We start from the raw sequence: 20409 nt of genomic DNA on the forward strand, positions 1-20409 counted from the left end.
CACCAAGGGAAAAGAAAACCAGAAAAACCCTCCTTTTAGTTACCAAATTCTGCCACCTGAGATTGAGACAGACCTGTTAAATTCGCCACCTGCTCCACCGTCATCCCTTGCTCTAACAAGCTCTTCGCCACCTGCTGCAACTGAGACTCCGCTTGATCGGCTCTTTGTTGTTCTTGATCGGCTCTTTGCCGTTCTTGTTCAGCTTTTTGTTGTTCTTGATCAGCTCTTTGCCGTTCTTGTTCAGCTCTTTGTTGTTCTTGATCGGCTCTTTGTTGTTGTTGCTCGGCTTTTTCCTCAGAAGTGGGCAGTAACTCCCCATCCAAATTTGCCCAGCGTAACCAAGTTGCTTCGATGCCGTTATACTCACCATGCCAACGCACCAAGCTCAAACCTAATGCCTGAGATACCAGTTGGTTTTGCTCATTAGGTTCTATCGGTTGGTAAACTCTATTTTGGAGATGAAATCCAGCCCAATCATCTGGATTAAACGGATCAAACCAGAAATACTCTGGCACACGCATCCGATTTTGATAAATCTGTTTTTTCTCGTTTTTGTCACGCTCAGCAGTGCTTGCCGACAAAAGTTCGATAATCACGTCAGGAGCCTTTTCCTCCTCCCAAATCACCCAGCTTCGACGCTCTCCCTTGGGTACATCTAGAGCAACAAAGAAATCTGGTCCTTTATAGTCCTTATTTTTGAGTTGGGCAACGCTGTAGTAAACAAACATATTACCACCGACATAGCCATCCGACCTATTATCTAGCCAAGGCGATAGGGTATAAATGAGCAGATCCATTTGGGCTTTGTGCCGTGCGGTTTCCATTGGTATATCATCGTCACAGGGAAGGTCGGCCTGAGTGGGTGGCGCTGCCACTGCCATTGACTCTATAGTTTTAGAGAGTGTATGCTCTGACATGGCTGTCCAAAGGTGTTAGTTGACCAAGTTTTGACACTTCTATGTTAATGGGTGCTGCTTCCAAGCAAATGGGATCATATTTTGGAGGCTCTGGTTTTGGCGGACGGAAACTCTCCTAGATACCTAGAGAAATCACCCCCATGCCCTGGTCCTGGTTGACTGACTTTAGTCAGTCAACCAGGGGCTAGGGGGTAGGGTGTGGGGGGTAGGGAAAATCAGTTCTTGTTTTCTAGGGCGCGAATTAGAGCTGATAGTAATCTACCATTGGACTCCCATTGGCGTTCGAAGGAAGTCAATAACTTCACCCGACCCTAACTCCACCCTTTTCGATAGTAGAAGATGAGTTTCTAATTCTTTGAGGGAACCTTGTGCAATATTGTTTTTCTTCCATATCCCTCAGCAATATTAGCTGGAATTGAAGCTGATGCTCGGCGAATCTGGGAAATCATTCCATAAAGTTCTTCTTTGGGAAAATGACGAGTGGCGTGCATAGCACATCCCTTGCTAAATCCATCCCCACCTGCCAAACCTTTAGGTCACGATAAGATTCTATTGTCATTATATGGTATAAGTAAACTATCTTTCTTCAACCCTACACCCCACACCCCACACCCTACCCCCCTGGTCAGTCAGTGCTTCTTTACAAAGAAGCCAAATTTTACCTTTGATGGGCTCAGCATCCAGCAACTAGAAAGCCTTCATCCCCTTCTTTGCTGCTGTCTTCCATGCTGCGTTTACCTCCTCAAAAGGTAGAGATTTGCCTAATTTTGATAACTTTGCATCCAGGGGAAAGTACTGATGTATTCACAATTAAAGGTGAGGTAGCCAGAGTCCTCACCAATTTAGATAAACGAGAGATAGCCATTATTGTAACCAAAGCGGGAATCCCCTACTGGATCTCCCCAAGTGGCCATAACGTCCGAGGCTGACTGTTGATGGCTGATAGCTGAGTGGTCAAAGTATACATGGCTGCGTTCGCGTAGCGTAGCCCTTCGGGCTAATCGCAACTTCCTCAAACCTAGAGGCATCAGGCTGTTTGACTTTTTCAATGCCACCTTCGCTCTCTTATAAGTAAGGAAAAAGTCTATCACTGTTTGCTGGACTTGACCAATAGTCCAGCTAGACAGTACTTAATTATACAAAGTTGGACTATGTGTTGTGGTAGTTACCAATGACTACTTAGTGATTAGTAATTAGTGATTAGTGCTTTGTGGCCAGTAACAAGTTTTCTGGTATTCACCAATCACCAGCTTAGTGATTAGGAATTAGTGATTAGTAATTAGTGATTAGTGCTTTGTGGCCAGTAACAAGTTTTCTGGTATTCACCAATCACCAGCTTAGGAATTAGTGATTAGTGATTAGTCCTTTGTGGCCAGTAACAAGTTTTCTGGTATTCACCAATCACCAGCTTAGGAATTAGTGATTAGTAATTAGTAATTAGTGATTAGTGCTTTGTGGCCAGTAACAAGTTTTCTGGTATTCACCAATGACTAATTACTAATCAATAAAAAACCGCCGCTAGCAATAGGGCGGCATGGTTAAGCAATCGGAGGGTAACTCTAGGTTACTTGGTTAATCTAGGATGCTGTTGTAGCAAATTTTACCAAATACCCCTGAATGTCTAGCTTTTACCATAAGCATTAATTGGCTCTTTGATAAGCCGGATATATAAATGCTTAAAGGTAGACCTAATTACTCGAGGCATACCAAAATCAATCGGTGTCATAGTATCAGGTAGTTTCCAATCCCTCACTTGGATTTCTAGAGGTCGATGGTAAGGAAAGTCAATCTCTGCTAAGTCTGGCAACAACCCTAGCCGTTTTTGAGCTGCTAGGGTAGGAACCAGGGCTGGCTCAACATTGAGAATTTCCACTATTGAGCGATCGAGAGCAAAGACATCCTCCGATGCTCCTAAGATTCCCAAATGTCTGGGTTCACCACCAATCGGACCATTCCCTTCCTGACCTATAATGCCATCAATGATAGTCAACTGCGGATTAATCGCCCGTGCTGTTTCCACCAGCATTTCCCCAAAGCGTGTCTCATCCTTACCCGCTTCCATATGCCACCAGGCTTTCATTTTTCCCGGAACACAACCGAATAAATTCTTCACCCCCATGGTCAGGGTCAACTGCGTGTGGGATTTCACCTTCGGTAGGTTAATCACCACATCCGCATTCATGGCCTCTTTAGACAAACGCAGATGATTAAAGGTTTCGCTAGCAGTTTCATAACCCTTGCCGTGGAATTCGACAATAGGGATATCAAGTTCTGCCATCATTGGCAGATAGCCGTTCGCCTTAGCCACACCCCTAGCACTCCCAAAGGCTGGGCTATCTCCGAAAAAGGGTTTACCCCCAGCTTCTTTGACTAGTTGAGCCACGCAGTAAACAATTTCAGGGCGAGTGATACATTCTTTACCAGGACGACCAGCAGTAAGTAAATTAGGTTTAAGCAGAACCGAATTACCTTTCTTAACAAAAGCACTCATCCCTCCCAAAGGTTCTAGCAGCCTTTTCAAGGAAGCTCGTAAGAGTTGTCTATTATAGGAATCAGCATGAATTAAACTAACAGTTTGCATAATTTAATAGTTTTGATGTCAGGGTAAAATGATGAATTGTGTATTGTTATACCAATTTTCTCTCAAAGATGTAAACTTATAGTAGACTTAGAGATTGGAAATTTTTCAGCTTGTTTCCCGCCTCCAACAGATAAGTGACAATTTTATCGAAAATTTGGTATTATTTCTGGAGGAAGTTGCCTATCGTAGCAATTGTCTGTTGTATTATGAAAATCTTTTACCCTAGGGTGGCAGATTCTTGGCTACACACGTAGAATAAGAATACATAGTGCATCTACTGATTCTTCAATGTATCTACAGCTTGTCAGTTGCGTCTGCGGTCTTGTATCTAGGTTGAGCCTTAAATAATCACTCTAGGTCATGTTTAGGTTGAAAGCGTTATTCAATCGTTTCAGGGTGTATCAGTTAACGCATTTGTCCTACTCCAGGGTTTTAAGGACAGTACCTTGATACAGTAGTGCACTTACCAAACTTTTAAAGGATGTGGATTTTAACAAAATGTTTCTAATTCTCTAACTTCTCTAATCCCGAAGTGTTTACTCTCCTTAGGAAGAATGGTTCCTTGTGTCATTCCTTGGATGCCGGGAAGTGTATCTAATCTGTAACCAATAAACGTTTCCGTTGCCGAATTTAAGGCTAATTTTCAGGAAGATCGGAATTCTCTGTTGACGCTAAAAATACCTATATCACTGGAGAATACCGATGCTCTCTTGACTGAAAACCGATCTATGGCACGGGTTAATCGCCACTTAAGGCAAAAAAATTTCACATTCAGCCTACGTTGCCAGATTTTCCCTGGTTAAAACGTTTTGTACCAAGCAGGCTGAACAGAATAACATAATCAGTCAAACGAGGTGAACACACAAATGATTAATGTACAGGCTCCTGATTCCATCCTATTTCCACAACCAGGCGTTGGCAAAGTAGAACGTACCATTACCCCGACCAAGCCTGGGCGAGTCAAATTTAAAGCCACATACTGGCCCGCCCGGTTATGTGATCATGATTCCCAAGTTACCCTTGTGCCTGATGACCAAGTGACTGTGCTGGGCCGACACGGGATTACGTTGCTGGTGGTTCCTGCAGGCTATATTTCCCCTGGCAATTCACCAGAGGATGAACCGGGGGTTGAAGAAGCTAGTGAATCCCAGAGCTTGGGATTCACTCAAAAACTGAGCTCAGTTTTTGCAAAACTGTGGCGCTAGATTTTAACTAACCGTAAGCTTATGCGCTACCTCACAGGCTAGAAGCCTGTGCCACGCACGCTGCGCGAACAGCTATCAGCAGTCAGCTTACGCCCTACTTGAAAAGCTTCGCTTTCGGTGAAACAGTTAATGTTCTCGTAGCCAGGATAAATAAACAAAGTTCAGACGTTATATGTAAGATATATAACGTCTGAATGTGGGATTTTTTTTCGTGGCCAAGCTTGCATCTAAAGCTTGCATCTTATGTTATTTCCGGATAATTACCATGAATCAAAATCTGCCCCATCTCCCCATCTCCCCATCTCCCCATCTCCCCATCTCCCCATCTCCCCATCTCCATCTGTAGTCTTACTTTTAAGGATTGGTATAAGTGGGTTGGTTCTCTTGCACTCATCTAACCAAGGACAAATCACAATTCAAGCCTAGTCAATCCATCGCATCTGGACAAAATGGGCTGGACGTCCCCAGATATCAGATGTTTCCCTAATGTCTACAATCGCCAGGTTAAAAGGAATGGCAGTAGTTAAGTACCGTTGGGCTAAGTTGCCCAAATCAGGTGTTAGTTGAGTAGCAGCCACCGCTGCAAAGCCAAGACCCAACAGTTGTTCAATCGGTCCTCGCGGCAGTAACAGATGAACTGCCAACCCTAGTCCAGCACCTAAAAACACTGCTACTGAGAGATTCGTGCCGCACCGGGGGTGGATAGCCATATCCCATTCTCCCCGAGTCAGTCGCTGTAGGGCAGTTGGTACTGCTCGTCTCAAGTCAGCCAAATTTACCTGACCATAGAGATAAAATCCTTGGTCAGTTGATAGTCCTCCTATAGAATTATTATCTGATGGAGGAGTGCTTAGGGTTGAACCAGCACCACTAGCACCATAGCGCTGACTTAGAACCCATACAGTAGCGTGTTCCAGAGCATGAACCTGACGCACCATGAGAATCTCTTTTAACCCTGGAACGAAATTCAGCTGCCTCAGCAAATCCGTATCCTGGCTCGGTTGAGGGGCTGTAAAATCAAAGTCCCAAAAGTTACTGGTGTTTAGGGAAGCAGAATCACTCATGGCAGCAAAAATGCAAAAGCAGGTTCATTGATATCAGACACTTTTACTGTAGCATTGTGTCCTATTAAATACTTAACATTCCTAAGCATTGAGCTGACTGCTTAAGTAATGATAGCTAAATGCTTATAAAACTTAATCATTTTTATTTTTTCGTCAATTAACCATTAAAAATTAACATTAACCATTAAAAATTAACATTAACCATTAACAATAAATATAGCTCCTCGCTGTTCTAGCTCAGGTTTAATTTGATCGGGCAAAACTGCGTTATACCAAAATTTAGCACCTTGGACATTGGCTTTATGAAGATTACTACCAAATAGGTTAGTATCCATCAAATTTGTCTGACTCAAGTCAGCATTAGTCAGATCTACGTGACGCAGTTGAGCATAACTGAGTTCACTACCACTGAGGTCTCCATAACTCAACTGAGCATGACTTAATTGAGCATAGCTAAGGTTAGTCTTCCTTAAGCTAGCATAATTCAGAGAAGCACCACGCAGGTGAGCCTGAGTGAGGTTAGCACCATCTAAGTTTACGTGATTGAGATTGCTATGGTTTAGCTTGGCTTGACACAGGTTGGCTTGACACAGGTTAGCGTTGTTCAGGTTAGCTTGCTTCAAGTTGGCACCGCTGAGGTTGGCATGATTGAGCTTAGTATGGCGTAAGTCAGCTCGATTAAGGTTAGCACCACTAAGGTTGACCCCACTGAGTTTGGCATTTTGCAGACTAGCACCACTTAGGTTAGCATCGCTCAAATCAGCATTTTGTAAGTCAGCATGAAGCAGATTACTCTCGTTCAAACTGGCATTGCTTAGATTTGCTTGCTGTAAATTAGTACGACGTAAATCAGCACCGCTTAGGTTGGTACTACTCAAATCAGCACTATTCAGGTCAGCTGTGATTAACTTGACACCACTAAGATTAGCACCGCTTAAGTTAGCACCACTGAGTTTGGCAAGGCTTAAGTCAGCCTGACTTAAATTGGCACCACTAAGATTAGCACCACGCAGGTCAGCAGCCCTTAATTTCGTATTACGTAAATCGGCACCACTAAGATTAGTACCACGCAGGTCAGACCCTTTTAATTGGGGAAATACTCTATAGCTATCCGAAGAAATAACCCTCGGATTATCTGGCTGATTATCTTCAATTTTAATGAGATTATATTGAATATTTTGAGTGTAAATTTCTATAACAATATTGAAAATATCCAAAAAATTTATAAACCACTTACACTCTTGCTCTGGAGAGTTTTCGTAATAGCGAATTAGTTTAGCAATACAAACGTCTAGATGAGCTTTGACGTACTTACAAATTAAAACAATTTTGAGCAAAATACTAACAATAGTAAGCGGGTATTCTTGAGTTGTTAGTAAAATAAATAGAGGAGATGGTTCCTGGCTATCTTCAGTCGTAAAAAGCTCGACTAATCTTCTGCAGGTGCGCAGAATTAAGTCAAGGGTTATAGTTGATTGGTTATAGTCAATGTAGAGTTGATCGATTTTTTGAGAAATTTTGCTATTTACTATGGCTAAGGATTTATGATTATGTACGTAAATTAATAAATATTTTTTCAGACTTTGCTTAAAGTCTCTATAATTCAGATTTTTAATTTGCTTGACAAAAATACGGGCTTGGTAATTGTAATTAGACCATAGCTGTTTAGATTCAATTTTTTTAATAATATCAATAACTTCGTTTCCTATATTGGTCGGATTATAAGTGTCTTCAGGTTTTAAGACAGGAGAATTATAGTGAACTGTATACCTAGCTAGATCAAATGTAAATTTGTCTTTTAATTGCTTGGCTATATCTATAGCAATTTTTCGCTGTTCTATGGGATTTTTATGATCAAGATATTGAGGAACTAATAAATAAGACGCATAGCGAGAACTCCAATAATCTCTCTTGGCATTTGAATTGATTTCATTAAAAAGCTTGAGTTGATTATACTCATCACTGTTAATAAAACTCACTAGCCAATTTCTCTGACGATTAACTAGTTGAGAAAAGCTATTTTTTGTTTGATTTTGAATAGTTTCAAGACTCTTGATTAATTTGGTAATATAGTTTAGGTTTCGTTGAGAATACCAATTATTGATTACTATATAGCATGCTCGCTTAAATGTATTGGCAAATACCTGATAATCGTTGTGTAAAATAATTTCCAATAACGCTTTATTTACCTCTAGGTTTGCCGTCATTTCACAAGAGATGAACAATTGCTTAAAGTCCAACAAAACGGTTTCTGGATAATTTCCATTTACCCCCTTCAAAAAAAACTGATATATGACTTCTTGATAACGCTGAATGCTTTCTTGCTTCGGGAGTTCAGCTTCAGTAATATCATCATTATTAATATCCTCATGTTCGGGGGTATTATTGGGCTGATTATTGTTGTTCGTTGAGATGCTCTCTACCATAGAGACAAATTCCTTTATTCTATATATTATATAGATATTTGAATTTAAAAAGCAAGTTGATACAAACAAGCGACTCCTGAAAAACGTAAAATTGATAGCAATGACTTTAGCCAATCAGGAATGTAATTTGCCCGGGTGGTCATTACGAGCTATAACCATAAGGAGAGTACTGTGGAAGTTAATGTAAATTGTGCCCAAGACTGCATCAACGGTTGTATCTTAGGTGACAAATGCCCCAATCAACAATACGTTGCTGAGGCATCCCAGTTCATTAACGGTACTTCATTGGACAAAATGTTGGAGTTGGCAGAGGAAGCACGGCTCAAGAAACTATCTCAACCCCCTAAATGGGTGATTCCCGACTTTCCTGAGTAGGAAACTCTCACCCCTAAGCCAAAAGCGCCTGATTCTATGGGAACCTAAGAGAATAAATACAAGAACCTACTATTTTCGCTACGCCAAGCAACTAACAGGTTATGCAAACTCTAAGCACACCTCAAAGGGCTGCTACACTACCAGCTTTCGATACTACTATCCACCGCCGTCAAACCCGCCCTGTCAGAGTGGCTAATGTCACTATTGGCGGGGGATACCCGGTGGTGGTGCAATCGATGATTAATGAAGATACCTTAGATATCGATGGTTCCGTTGCTGCTATTCGCCGCTTGCACGAGATTGGTTGCGAGATTGTCCGTGTCACTGTACCGAGTATGGCACATGCTAAGGCTCTAGCCCAAATCAAAGAGAAACTAGCAGCGACCTATCAAGCGGTGCCTCTAGTAGCTGATGTCCATCACAATGGCATGAAAATTGCTCTGGAAGTTGCCAAGCATGTGGATAAGGTACGGATTAATCCAGGATTGTATGTTTTTGAAAAGCCCAAAGCTAATCGCAGTGAATACACTGAAGCTGAATTTGAGGAAATTGGGGAAAAAATTCGGGAAACCCTAGAACCCCTGGTCATTTCCCTCCGTGACCAAGGGAAAGCTATGCGCATCGGAGTGAACCACGGTTCCCTAGCGGAACGGATGCTGTTTACCTACGGTGATACCCCAGAAGGGATGGTGGAATCTGCTCTGGAATTTATTCGTATCTGTGAATCCCTAGATTTCCGCAATTTGGTGATCTCCCTGAAGGCTTCACGGGTACCTGTGATGCTAGCCGCCTATCGCTTAATGGTAAGGCGGATGAATCAGTTGGGGATGGATTACCCGTTGCATTTGGGTGTTACTGAAGCTGGGGATGGGGAATATGGACGGATTAAGTCTACGGCTGGTATTGCTACTCTGCTAGCTGAGGGGATTGGTGATACGATTCGTGTCTCTCTTACGGAAGCCCCAGAAAAAGAGATTCCTGTTTGCTACAGTATTCTGCAAGCTCTGGGATTGCGGAAAACTATGGTGGAGTATGTGGCTTGTCCGTCCTGTGGTCGTACTTTATTTAATTTAGAGGAGGTGCTCAATAAGGTTCGGGAAGCTACTAAACACCTCACTGGCTTAGATATTGCGGTGATGGGGTGTATTGTTAATGGCCCTGGGGAAATGGCTGATGCTGACTATGGTTATGTGGGTAAGCAAGCAGGCTATATTTCTCTGTATCGCGGTAAGGAGGAAATTAAAAAGGTACCTGAAGATCAAGGAGTACAGGAATTGATTAATTTAATTAAAGCTGATGGTCGCTGGGTGGATCCTTGATAATTTTTGAATTTAAACTATAAAAAACTATAACAGACTATCAAGGGCGGAGACTTTACGGGCGCAAGGCTTGCGCCCGTAAAATCTATTTGTGTTTCACTTATTTTTGTTCCACTCATAGACACCAGCGCTATAGCAATCTGATTTGACGGGTTATCGCTACGGGTGCATCTCAAAGTTATAAATCTATAACTTAGGGAAATAGCTTCCAATTTTGCGATTGACCGTAGGTCACGCTACGCGAACGCTTATCTGAGAACTGGCTTGAGCATTGATCAGTTAATAATCAACAATCACCTCAGTCCCTTTTCCCGTAACAACACTCGATCAGCTTATCATGGATTTACCTAGTTTTATAATTAGTTGACCAATGCCCGTTGGAGCAATGGCGACAATCAAGCATCTGACTGATCACCTAACTCTTTGAGTCTAGCGAGCAATTCCTCTACCCGCTTTTCTGCGAGTTCTCTTTGTTGCCGTTCAGCTTGAGCTTGTTGTTGAGCAGCTTGAGCTCTCTCGTCTGGTGTTGGGACCAATTGCTGATCTCCACTGAAAAACCGTAGCTGGGAATTATGCACACCTAAAAATAATTCCAACTGCTGACTCCACAGCCACCCCTGAGTATTAGGGTCGAGGGGTTGATACTGGCCTCCCATCAGGCGAAATCCCTGGAAATCGAGGGTATCGGGGTGAAACCAGAAATATTCTGGTGTCCTGAAAGTATCTTGGTAGAGGATTTTCTTTAATCCCTTGTCAACTTTAGCTGTACTGTTAGAGAGCAGTTCAATAATCACATTGGGATATTTTCCTTGTTCTGCCCATACTACCCAACTTTTGCGGGGTCGATTTTCCGTACCGAGTACTACAAAAAAGTCGGGTCCTCTAAAGTCTCTGGTGGTAATATGCTCAGGACTGAAATAGATAGTGAGATTCCCTGTAGCATAGAAGTCGCTTCGTTCTCGCCACCACCACTTCAGGCAAGCGAGTAACAGCTCAATTTGATCTCGATGGCGATCGCTTTCCAAGGGGGGTTCATCACTCCATAAATCACATGGTGGAATGATAATACTTTCTGACTCAGCCATTACATTGACTTCCGCAGTGGCTTCTGAATTATTGGCAACGGTCATAGCACTCACAGGCAAAATCGCTACCTCTAGTTTGACAGCTTTAATCAAAATGGTTAACCGTTGACCGTTGACCGTTGACCGTTAACCGTTGACATTCAACGGTTAACAAATTGGGGCTTTGGTGTAACAGCTGGATCAAAAGCTGGATAATTGTAAAAGCTGGATAAATAACTAGGGAATAATTTGGCAAGCAAGCATATAATGGTCAGGATCTAATAACGTTTATCTCACCACAGAGCAACCACTATGCCCCGCCGCGACGATATTCACAAAATCTTGCTCCTCGGTTCTGGTCCGATTGTGATTGGACAAGCCTGTGAATTTGACTATTCCGGGACTCAGGCTTGTAAGGCACTCCGGGAAGAAGGCTATGAAGTGGTACTGGTAAACTCTAATCCAGCTAGTATCATGACTGACCCGGAAACGGCTGACCGTACCTACATCGAGCCCCTAACTCCAGAAATCGTCGAGAAGGTGATCGAAAAAGAGCAACCATGTGCTTTACTGCCAACCATGGGGGGTCAGACGGCTTTGAATATTGCGGTTGACCTAGCTAAGAATGGGGTGTTGGAAAAGCATGGAGTGGAGCTAATTGGGGCAAAGCTAGAGGCGATAGAAAAGGCTGAAGACCGCCAGTTGTTCAAGGAAGCAATGGAAAGGATTGGGGTAGGGGTCTGTCCTTCGGGAATTGCGAATAATCTCAAGGAGGCTAAAGCGATCGCACAACAAATCGGCTCTTACCCGTTGATTATTCGCCCGGCTTTTACCCTGGGGGGTAGTGGTGGTGGTATTGCCTATAACAAAGAAGAATACGAAACAATGGCTCAGGGGGGTTTGGATGCTTCGCCAGTGTCTCAAATCCTGGTGGAAAAGTCTTTGTTGGGCTGGAAGGAGTATGAGTTAGAGGTGATGCGAGATTTGGCAGATAATGTAGTGATTATCTGCTCCATTGAAAATGTTGACCCGATGGGGATTCATACTGGGGATTCGATTACTGTTGCTCCCGCTCAAACCCTGACGGATAAGGAATACCAACGGTTGCGGGATTACTCGATTAAAATTATTCGGGAGATTGGGGTTGAAACCGGGGGGTCAAATATTCAGTTTGCTGTGAATCCCATCAATGGCCAGGTCATTGTAATTGAGATGAATCCTCGGGTTTCCCGCAGTTCTGCCCTAGCCTCGAAAGCAACAGGGTTCCCGATTGCTAAGTTTGCTGCTAAATTAGCGGTGGGGTATACCCTCGATGAAATTCCCAACGATATTACTAAACAAACTCCTGCTTCCTTTGAACCAACTATTGACTATGTGGTAACTAAGGTACCCCGGTTTGCCTTTGAGAAGTTTCCCGGTAGTAAACCAATCCTTACGACTCAGATGAAGTCAGTGGGAGAAGCGATGGCGATTGGACGGACCTTTCTCGAATCGTTTCAGAAAGCGTTGCGCTCCCTGGAAACTGGACGGTTTGGGTGGGGATGCGATCGCAAAGAGAAGCTGCCATCTCTCGAACAAGTGCGCTATGGTTTACGAACCCCGAATCCAGAACGTATTTTCACGGTGGGTCATGGTTTGATGCTAGGGATGACCCTAGAAGAAGTACAGGAACTCACAGGAATTGACCCCTGGTTTTTGGATAAATTGGCGGAATTGCTGGAAACCTCAAAATTCCTCAAACGTACCCCATTGGAAACTTTGAACAAAGAGCAGTTATGGGCAGTCAAACGTCAGGGATTTAGCGATCGCCAAATTGCTTTTGCTACCAAGACCTCGGAAGATGAGGTGCGTGAATACCGTAAGCATCTAGGAGTAGTACCAGCGTATAAGCTAGTAGATACCTGTGCAGCAGAGTTTGAGGCATTTACACCTTATTACTACTCCACTTATGAAGAAGAGTCGGAAGTAATGCCTTCGGATCGGCGGAAGGTGATGATTTTAGGTGGGGGACCAAACCGGATTGGTCAAGGAATTGAGTTTGACTATTGCTGTTGTCATGCATCTTATGCTCTGAGTAAGCAGGGATTTGAGACAATCATGGTCAATTCCAACCCAGAGACAGTTTCTACAGATTATGATACAAGCGATCGCTTATATTTTGAGCCCCTGACCAAAGAGGATGTACTCAATATTATTGAGGCGGAAAATCCGGAAGGGATTATTGTTCAATTTGGGGGACAGACACCGCTTAAGTTAGCAGTCCCGTTGCAAGAAGCCTTGAAGGTTAGCAGGTTGAAGGTTGGCAACCAACAACTGGTAACCCAAATTTGGGGAACTTCCCCCGACTCAATCGACGTAGCTGAGGATCGGGAGCGGTTTGAGAAGATTTTGCGGAAGTTAGATATTAAGCAGCCACCCAATGGAATTGCTCGCAGTTATGGGGAAGCACTAGAGGTGGCGAAGCGGATTAGTTATCCAGTGGTGGTGCGTCCGTCTTATGTGTTGGGGGGACGGGCTATGGAAATTGTCTATTCCGATGAAGATTTGAAACGCTACATGAAGTTTGCGGTGCAGGTGGAACCAGAGCATCCGATTCTGATAGATAAGTTTTTGGAGAATGCAGTAGAGGTAGATGTGGATGCGATCGCAGATCACACTGGTCAGGTAGTGATTGGTGGCATCATGGAACACATCGAACAGGCGGGGATTCACTCCGGAGACTCCGCTTGTTCTTTACCCCACACCTCTCTAACACCCCTTGCTTTGGAAACTATGCGCACTTGGACCTACCAGCTGGCTAAAGCCCTGAAGGTGGTGGGGTTGATGAATATTCAATTTGCGGTGCAAGGGGAAACCGTTTACATTCTCGAAGCCAATCCCAGAGCATCCCGAACAGTTCCCTATGTGTCCAAGGCAACAGGGGTACCCCTGGCCGGGTTAGCATCTAGGGTTATGTCCGGTGAGACCTTGGAATCCCTTGGGTTTACTGAAGAAGCTAGCCCTAAGCACATTGCAGTCAAAGAAGCGGTATTGCCCTTTGAGAAATTTCCTGGTACAGACACCCTCCTCGGACCAGAAATGCGTTCTACTGGGGAAGTAATGGGGATTGACACAGATTTTGGGAAGGCATTTGCCAAAGCAGAATTAGCAGCTGGTCAGCGTTTACCCCTGTCTGGCACAGTGTTCGTTTCTACTAATCACCGAGACAAGCAAAATGTAGTACCAGTGGCGAAAGACTTAATCGAGTTGGGTTTCGAGTTAGTGGCAACGGATGGGACTCGCAAGGTGCTGCAAGAGCATGGACTAGATGTGGAGTTGGTGTTAAAACTCCATGAAGGACGTCCCCATGTTTTGGATTGGATTAAGAATCAAAAGATTCAGCTAATTATTAATACCCCTTCTGGAGAAGATGCCTATGCCGATGGGCTGTTAATTCGTCGAACCGCATTAGGCTATAAGATTCCGATTGTGACTACAATTGCTAGTGCTAAAGCAACAGCAGCCGCAATTCGTTCACTACAGTCGCAACCACTGGGAGTTAAAGCTCTACAGGATTATATCACGAATTAGGTTTTGTGTAAGCTATCAGCTTAAGCGCTACGCGCACGCTACGCGAACAGCTATCAGCTATCAGCTTAAGCGCTACGCGCACGCTACGCGAACAGCTCTCAGCTCTGAGCATATGCTTACGGTTTTTTTATCAGAGGAGGTAGTGGTAAACAATTCGTGATTTTAGCTGCGGTTACTTTGACCAGACCCTAGCCTAATCACTACATTTTTATCACTACTGTTCCCTGTTCCCTGTTCCCTGTTCCCTATAGCTGAAACCTTTAATTTTTGGTTTAACTGCGTCAGTCCCACTAATTTTCCCAATCTTCGCTAGTATCACACAAAAAAGTATCCTGAATCACCTCATCAAAGGAATAAAGACAAGCTTCTGGGAACGTTCGTAGTGGCAAATTAGTTTCCCGCAACGCTAAGTCAATACCTGCTTCATAGCCATCCATCATTGCTTCCGACCGGCGAGACTTTAAGCTGGGGTTTTGCCGTAAATGCCGTTTAATTGCCCGACGTTGCTCTCGAATACTCAAAAACCAACTGCGGCTACGATTCTCTGGCTGATACTCCCACTTAAGCAGATGACCAAGCAAAACGCAAAGGCAACTTACTAATTCCCGATATTCCTGTCTTCCCAAAGCTTGTATTTCTTCCTCCAGATGCTGCCAATCAAGCTCAGAAAATTGCTTGTGCTTCAGTGCTTGGGCTTGCTGCTGAGTCCAAGCATAGAAGTCATGCTGGTATAGGGAAGGTTTATCCATAAAGTTGAAAAAGTTATTACCCTTTTTTACATTAATTTTACATTAATCTAAGAGGTTGTCTGAGAAGTCTCATTGGCTACATCCAAGCCCCCTAAATCCCCCAATTTTGGGGGACTTTTAGAAGCAAATTGACTCTTGTTCCCCCCAAAGTTGGGGGGCTAGGGGGGCAAAAATCAGTATAAAAAAACTTTTCACATATCCTCTAAATACCTATAGGGTTTCTAGGGCAGTTAGGACATGACGTCTCAAACCTAAATAAGCGCAAGAGTTTGACTTCTGACTTCTGACTTCTGACTTCTACTATATATCCTAAAACAAAAAAAAATAGCCGTAGAAATACTATCCACGGCTATGTCAATCACATATGTCAGAAATTTCCGAAACCCAAGGCCAAGGGGGGGAACCCCCCCCAGAAAATTAAGGTGTTATGGCAACAACCAATACTTGGTCATAGTAGTAATTACTTCTCCTGGAATATCGGTCGCTTCTAGAGGAGTCCACTCCGCGATTTCTGCATAACCTAGGGAATACAGCATCTGGATACTATTGATTACTGATTCACGAGGCCCTTTGAGAGTGTGCTGAGTGGGTTTTTTCTTGAAATTGCGAGTAAATTTGTCTGACATTGTGAAAAAGTTTAACTTGGTCTATATTGATTATAGTAATCATTATAGTTTTAATTGTCAAGGGTTTAAAAAAGTTTTTTTTTGGAGATTTGAGGAGTAATAAAAAAAGCTATTATAGAATTAATAATTAATTATTAATTGAGTATTGCTAGCATGCCTATTTTCTGCTCCCTAAAACCCAGCTATTTGTACCTTAAAAGTCTTAGAATTGCTATAGTTGTCTTTTATATGTAATACCAATCCTAAATGAATTGCGATAATTTTTGTTCCCTTTTCCCTACTCTCTACTCCCTAATCCCTGTTCCCTGTTCCCTGTTCTCTTTGGTAAATGACTTACGACAGTACCCTAAAATATCTTGTTGAACAATATCCCCAAGCCTTTACCCGTTGGTTATAAAACCTACGAACCAGCAGAGGATATCGAAATTCTCAACACGGAATTAAGCACAGAGCCAATTCGAGCAGATGCCTTGTTTTTTGTGCGAGTTGCTGATGCTATCTTGCATCTGGAATTTCAAACCTTACCCCAATCTGAACCTCCCTTACTCCTGCGGATGCTGGATTATTGGGTCAGGTTATATCGGCAGTATCGTTGTGATATTGAACAGGTAATAATTTTTCTGAAACCAACCCGATTAGCCGGAGTATTTGTCAATCAATTTACCGAGAGGAACCTATCCTTCCGCTACCGGGTGATTCGGATTTGGGAATGTGATCCACAACCGTTACTTACCACCCCAGGGTTACTACCCTTGGCCGTATTAGCACAAACTGAAGTGCCAGAAACCTTGCTATCCCAGGTAGCAGCCAGAATCGATATGATTGAAGATAGACAACAGCAGCGTAACCTATCTGCTTGCGTACAACTGTTGGCTGGGGTGAAATTTGATCAGCAGTTAATTCAAGCCTATTTTCGGGAGGATATGATGCAAGAGTCAGTAGTATATCAACGAATTATTCGCCAAGGATTAGAACAAGGATTAGAACAAGGACTAGAAGAAGGATTAGAACAGGGATTAGAACAAGGAAAGCGTAATGAAGTGAATTTAATTATCCGTCAAATTAGCCGTCGCCTAGGTCAGATCAATCCCCAATTACAAAATCAAATTGAGGAATTATCTTTTGACCAGTTGGAGGATTTAGGAGAAGCGTTGTTAGATTTTGAAACCGAAGTGGATTTGACCAATTGGTTGAATCAGTTATAGCGCTACGCGCAAGGGCAAGAGGCAAGAGGCAATAGGCAAAAGTTAACTACAAAAGCGTAGGTGCGCACCTTTTGCTGGTTGTATCAATGTCCTAACTTTAATGCGTAGTGCTATATACCAATTCTACACGGATTGCTATATCTGCTTTTTTAACACGCCTCTTGCCTCTTGCCTCTTGCCTTTTGCCTCTTGCCTTTTGCCTATTCCCTATTCCCTATTCCCTATTCCCTATTCCCTATTCCCTATTCCCATGTGAGAAAATAGTACTCGTTAAGAACAAAATAGTACCGTTTTTTAATACACTAGTACTATTTTATTGTCAACAATTACTAGTTACTGAGAAATTAGTACTGTTAAATGATAAACAAGTAGAGTTTAACGAGAAACGGGTACCCGTTTGTTATACACCAGTACTGGTCAAGGAAAACCAGTACTCGTATGTGAGAAAAGGGTACCCGTTTGTTATATACCAGTACTGGTTAACGAGAAAATAGTACTGGTTTGCGAGAAACGACTACTGGTTTGCGGTAAATGGGTACTCGTCTGTTAGATATTAATACAGCACTACTCACTTCTGACTTCTGGCTTCTAACTTCTGACTTCTTAAGAAACGCTATAATGTTTCAATAACTATTGAAGAGCAGTTGATGGCAATGGCTGACAATACATCTGATGCCCAACTTGACTTTATATTACAGGTACTAGAAGCAACCGAAAATAGTAGGGGTAATAAAAAGGTAGTTTACCCATTACTGGCAGCAAATACAGACAAAATTAATGACAATTTAGCAGAAAAATTGCGGGTTTGGGGAACAACTAGGCTGGCTAAAGTAAAACCAGATGAAGCAAAATTACTAGCAGCATTTATTGTCGAATTCAGCAATCTAATTCAGAAATTTCCCTTGGGTGACCAAGCCAGGAATAGTTCAATTGCCATCACTGGCTATGAAGTCGCACTAACTATCTACACCCGTGAAGCTTTTCCCGAACAATGGGCTTTGACTCAAAACAATCTCGGTAGTGCTTACTCTAACAGAATCAAAGGTCCCAAAGCAGAAAACCTCGAAAATGCCATCGCTTGCTTGCAATTGGCTTTAGACGTTTACACCCGTGAAGCTTTTCCTATTGATTGGGCAATGACTCAAAACAATCTCGGTAGTGCTTACCTTAACAGAATCAAAGGTCCCAAAGCAGAAAACCTCGAAAATGCCATCGCTTGCTTGCAATTGGCTTTAGACGTTTACACCCGTGAAGCTTTTCCTATTGATTGGGCAGAGACTCAAAACAATCTCGGTACTGCTTACTCTAACAGAATAACAGGTCCCAAAGCACAAAACCTAGAAGATGCCATCGCTTGCTACCAATCGGCTTTAGAAGTACGCACCCGTGAAGCTTTTCCTATTGATTGGGCAGAGACTCAAAACAATCTCGGTACTGCTTACTGTGAAAGAATCAAAGGTCCCAAAGCAGAAAACCTAGAAGATGCCATCGCTTGCTTGCAATCGGCTTTAGACGTTTACACCCGTGAAGGTTTTCCCGAAAAATGGGCAATGACTCAAAACAATCTCGGCAATGCTTACTCTGACAGAATCGAAGGTCAGAAAGCAGAAAACCTCGAAAATGCCATCGCTTGCTACCAATTAGCTTTAGAAGTATGCACCCGTGAAGCTTTTCCCTATGAATGGGCAGAGACTCAAAACAATCTCGGTATTGCTTACTGTGAAAGAATCACAGGTCCCAAAGCAGAAAACCTAGAAGATGCCATCGCTTGCTACCAATCGGCTTTAGCCGTTTACACCAGCGGAGCTTTTCCTTATGAATGGGCAAGGAGTCAAAACAATCTCGGTACTGCTTACTGTGAAAGAATCAAAGGTCCCAAAGCACAAAACCTCGAAGATGCCATCGCTTGCTTGCAATTGGCTTTAGACGTTTACACCCGTGAAGCTTTTCCCTATGAATGGGCAGAGACTCAAAACAATCTCGGTAATACTTACTGTGACCGAATCAAAGGTGAGAAAGCACAAAACCTAGAACAGGCCATCCCGTGCTACCAATTAGCTTTAGAAGTATTCACCCATGAAGCTTTTCCTATTGATTGGGCATTGACTCAAAACAATCTCGGTGGTGCTTACTCTGAGCGAATCACAGGTCCCAAAGCACAAAACCTCGAAAATGCCATCCCTTGCTACCAATTGGCTTTAGCCGTTTACACCAGCGGAGCTTTTCCTTATGAATGGGCAAGGAGTCAAAACAATCTCGGTATTGCTTACTCTGACAGAATCGAAGGTCCCAAAGCACAAAACCTCGAAAATACCATCGCGTGCTACCAATTGGCTTTAGACGTTTACACCCGTGAAGGTTTTCCTGAAGATTGGGCAATGACTCAAAACAATCTCGGTAATGCTTACTGTGAAAGAATCACAGGTCCCAAAGCACAAAACCTCGAAAATGCCATCCCTTGCTACCAATTGGCTTTAGACGTTTACACCCGTGAAGGTTTTCCTTATGAATGGGCAATGACTCAAAACAATCTCGGTAATGCTTACTGTGAAAGAATCACAGGTCCCAAAGCACAAAACCTCGAAGTTGCCATCCCTTGCTACCAATTGACTTTAGAAGTACACACCCGTGAAGTTTTTCCCCAAGAGTATCTAGAGACTAACAATAACCTTGGTTTTGCTTACCAAAATGCTCAAAAATTCCCTAAAGCTTACAAAGCTTTTGAGGCTGCCATTGAAACAGTAGAATTACTGCGAGATGAAATCATTTCTGGTTCTGGAGTAGAATAATACAAAACTAAACTAGCTGAAGAATGGCATAAAGTATATCGAGGCATCGTAGAAGTTTGCCAAGAATTAACTAATATCACTGAAGCGATTGAATATGTTGAACGGAGCAAAACCGGCAATTTAGTTGAAGAGATATTCAGCCGTGACCTGAAAACCATCGTTCCCCCAGAAGTTGTTACTAAACTAGAACAATACAGGGATAAAATAGCGGCAGGTCAATATCAAATCCAACAGGGTAAAGCTGAAAATCCAACCGCCCTAGCACAACATCTCCAACAATTGCGACAGAAGCGCAATGATTTACAAGACCAATATTTACCTATCGGTTCTAGCTTTAACTTTGAGCAATTTCAGAACAATTTGGATGACCACACTGCCATTGTAGAATTTTACATTACAGGGGATAAGCTGATCACTTTCATCTTTACCCGCAATCTAGTTTGGCATTCTAAGTTAGAAGACTTGGAATGGAGCATCCCATTTTGGCAAATATATTTTTTGAGGTGGGCGGTATAATCA

At 42.9% G+C, this 20409-nt stretch carries 17 protein-coding genes and 1 pseudogene; 8 read left to right on the forward strand and 10 right to left on the reverse strand.

The features are described 5' to 3' along the window. Positions 1–35 precede the first annotated feature (35 nt). From F6J90_RS18655 to F6J90_RS18665, 4 genes are all read right to left on the reverse strand, one after another. The gene (locus tag F6J90_RS18655; RefSeq protein ID WP_293096618.1) at positions 36–917 is read right to left on the reverse strand and encodes a Uma2 family endonuclease; all 882 of its coding nucleotides are present in this window, start codon (positions 915–917) and stop codon (positions 36–38) included. A 347-nt stretch (positions 918–1264) separates the two neighbouring features. Beyond that, positions 1265–1408 (reverse strand): four helix bundle protein, encoded by a 144-nt coding sequence (locus tag F6J90_RS43625; protein WP_366513778.1) that lies wholly within the window; start codon positions 1406–1408, stop codon positions 1265–1267. A gap of 351 nt (positions 1409–1759) precedes the next feature. Beyond that, positions 1760–1972: a hypothetical protein gene (locus F6J90_RS18660; protein WP_293096621.1), complete on the reverse strand. Its 213-nt coding sequence runs from the start codon at positions 1970–1972 to the stop codon at positions 1760–1762. 566 nt (positions 1973–2538) lie between these two features. Then, entirely contained in the window at positions 2539–3498 is a 960-nt protein-coding gene (locus F6J90_RS18665; RefSeq protein ID WP_293096623.1) for a DUF362 domain-containing protein, read from the reverse strand. Positions 3499–4364: 866 nt separating this feature from the next. Here F6J90_RS18665 and F6J90_RS18670 point away from each other — a divergent pair. After that, positions 4365–4703, forward strand: a complete 339-nt coding sequence (locus F6J90_RS18670) for an NfeD family protein (protein WP_293096625.1) — start codon at positions 4365–4367, stop codon at positions 4701–4703. A 241-nt stretch (positions 4704–4944) separates the two neighbouring features. Here F6J90_RS18670 and F6J90_RS18675 read toward each other — a convergent pair whose 3' ends face one another. From F6J90_RS18675 to F6J90_RS18685, 3 genes are all read right to left on the reverse strand, one after another. Continuing rightward, entirely contained in the window at positions 4945–5097 is a 153-nt protein-coding gene (locus F6J90_RS18675) for a hypothetical protein (RefSeq protein ID WP_293096628.1), read from the reverse strand. Positions 5098–5125: 28 nt separating this feature from the next. Further along, complete coding sequence (locus F6J90_RS18680; protein ID WP_293096631.1) at positions 5126–5767, reverse strand: DUF6391 domain-containing protein; 642 nt, start codon at positions 5765–5767, stop codon at positions 5126–5128. Positions 5768–5964: 197 nt separating this feature from the next. Continuing rightward, entirely contained in the window at positions 5965–8193 is a 2229-nt protein-coding gene (locus F6J90_RS18685; protein WP_293096634.1) for a pentapeptide repeat-containing protein, read from the reverse strand. Positions 8194–8364: 171 nt separating this feature from the next. On the opposite strand from F6J90_RS18685, the gene F6J90_RS18690 reads away from it, so the two are divergent. Together F6J90_RS18690 and ispG are read left to right on the forward strand one after the other, a co-directional pair. Next, complete coding sequence (locus tag F6J90_RS18690; RefSeq protein ID WP_075906439.1) at positions 8365–8568, forward strand: hypothetical protein; 204 nt, start codon at positions 8365–8367, stop codon at positions 8566–8568. Positions 8569–8669: 101 nt separating this feature from the next. Then, positions 8670–9887, forward strand: a complete 1218-nt coding sequence (gene ispG, locus F6J90_RS18695; protein WP_293096637.1) for a (E)-4-hydroxy-3-methylbut-2-enyl-diphosphate synthase — start codon at positions 8670–8672, stop codon at positions 9885–9887. A 395-nt stretch (positions 9888–10282) separates the two neighbouring features. On the opposite strand, the gene F6J90_RS18700 is transcribed toward ispG, so the two are convergent. Then, a complete protein-coding gene (locus F6J90_RS18700; protein WP_293097828.1) occupies positions 10283–11017 on the reverse strand; it encodes a Uma2 family endonuclease in 735 nt (244 codons plus the stop codon). Positions 11018–11263: 246 nt separating this feature from the next. On the opposite strand from F6J90_RS18700, the gene carB reads away from it, so the two are divergent. Then, complete coding sequence (carB, locus tag F6J90_RS18705; RefSeq protein ID WP_293096640.1) at positions 11264–14521, forward strand: carbamoyl-phosphate synthase large subunit; 3258 nt, start codon at positions 11264–11266, stop codon at positions 14519–14521. A 290-nt stretch (positions 14522–14811) separates the two neighbouring features. On the opposite strand, the gene F6J90_RS18710 is transcribed toward carB, so the two are convergent. Together F6J90_RS18710 and F6J90_RS18715 are read right to left on the reverse strand one after the other, a co-directional pair. Then, positions 14812–15270, reverse strand: a complete 459-nt coding sequence (locus tag F6J90_RS18710) for a DUF29 domain-containing protein (RefSeq protein WP_293096643.1) — start codon at positions 15268–15270, stop codon at positions 14812–14814. A gap of 425 nt (positions 15271–15695) precedes the next feature. Then, positions 15696–15896 (reverse strand): hypothetical protein, encoded by a 201-nt coding sequence (locus F6J90_RS18715; RefSeq protein ID WP_293096646.1) that lies wholly within the window; start codon positions 15894–15896, stop codon positions 15696–15698. Between the two features lie 328 nt (positions 15897–16224). Here F6J90_RS18715 and F6J90_RS18720 point away from each other — a divergent pair. The 4 genes and pseudogenes from F6J90_RS18720 (at position 16225) to F6J90_RS18735 (ending at position 20406) form a co-directional block, all read left to right on the forward strand. Then, positions 16225–17101: pseudogene (locus tag F6J90_RS18720) on the forward strand (Rpn family recombination-promoting nuclease/putative transposase). 100 nt (positions 17102–17201) lie between these two features. Further along, the gene (locus F6J90_RS18725) at positions 17202–17357 is read left to right on the forward strand and encodes a hypothetical protein (protein ID WP_293096649.1); all 156 of its coding nucleotides are present in this window, start codon (positions 17202–17204) and stop codon (positions 17355–17357) included. Between the two features lie 397 nt (positions 17358–17754). Continuing rightward, the gene (locus F6J90_RS18730) at positions 17755–19890 is read left to right on the forward strand and encodes a tetratricopeptide repeat protein (protein ID WP_293096651.1); all 2136 of its coding nucleotides are present in this window, start codon (positions 17755–17757) and stop codon (positions 19888–19890) included. A gap of 279 nt (positions 19891–20169) precedes the next feature. Beyond that, complete coding sequence (locus F6J90_RS18735; protein ID WP_293096654.1) at positions 20170–20406, forward strand: hypothetical protein; 237 nt, start codon at positions 20170–20172, stop codon at positions 20404–20406. Positions 20407–20409: the final 3 nt, after the last annotated feature.

It is taken from the genome of Moorena sp. SIOASIH (assembly GCF_010671925.1).
Taxonomy (GTDB): domain Bacteria; phylum Cyanobacteriota; class Cyanobacteriia; order Cyanobacteriales; family Coleofasciculaceae; genus Moorena.

Excerpts from the sequence above, each read along its gene's own strand:
- F6J90_RS18655 (WP_293096618.1), bottom strand. The coding sequence starts at position 917 with ATGTCAGAGCATACACTCTCTAAAACTATAGAGTCAATGGCAGTGGCA.
- F6J90_RS18680 (WP_293096631.1), bottom strand. The coding sequence starts at position 5,767 with ATGAGTGATTCTGCTTCCCTAAACACCAGTAACTTTTGGGACTTTGAT.
- F6J90_RS18700 (WP_293097828.1), bottom strand. The coding sequence starts at position 11,017 with ATGACCGTTGCCAATAATTCAGAAGCCACTGCGGAAGTCAATGTAATG.
- carB (WP_293096640.1), top strand. The coding sequence starts at position 11,264 with ATGCCCCGCCGCGACGATATTCACAAAATCTTGCTCCTCGGTTCTGGT.
- F6J90_RS18710 (WP_293096643.1), bottom strand. The coding sequence starts at position 15,270 with ATGGATAAACCTTCCCTATACCAGCATGACTTCTATGCTTGGACTCAG.
- F6J90_RS18685 (WP_293096634.1), bottom strand. The coding sequence starts at position 8,193 with ATGGTAGAGAGCATCTCAACGAACAACAATAATCAGCCCAATAATACC.
- F6J90_RS18670 (WP_293096625.1), top strand. The coding sequence starts at position 4,365 with ATGATTAATGTACAGGCTCCTGATTCCATCCTATTTCCACAACCAGGC.
- ispG (WP_293096637.1), top strand. The coding sequence starts at position 8,670 with ATGCAAACTCTAAGCACACCTCAAAGGGCTGCTACACTACCAGCTTTC.
- F6J90_RS18665 (WP_293096623.1), bottom strand. The coding sequence starts at position 3,498 with ATGCAAACTGTTAGTTTAATTCATGCTGATTCCTATAATAGACAACTC.
- F6J90_RS18730 (WP_293096651.1), top strand. The coding sequence starts at position 17,755 with ATGGCTGACAATACATCTGATGCCCAACTTGACTTTATATTACAGGTA.
- F6J90_RS18675 (WP_293096628.1), bottom strand. The coding sequence starts at position 5,097 with ATGAGTGCAAGAGAACCAACCCACTTATACCAATCCTTAAAAGTAAGA.
- F6J90_RS18725 (WP_293096649.1), top strand. The coding sequence starts at position 17,202 with ATGCGTAGTGCTATATACCAATTCTACACGGATTGCTATATCTGCTTT.
- F6J90_RS18715 (WP_293096646.1), bottom strand. The coding sequence starts at position 15,896 with ATGTCAGACAAATTTACTCGCAATTTCAAGAAAAAACCCACTCAGCAC.
- F6J90_RS43625 (WP_366513778.1), bottom strand. The coding sequence starts at position 1,408 with ATGCACGCCACTCGTCATTTTCCCAAAGAAGAACTTTATGGAATGATT.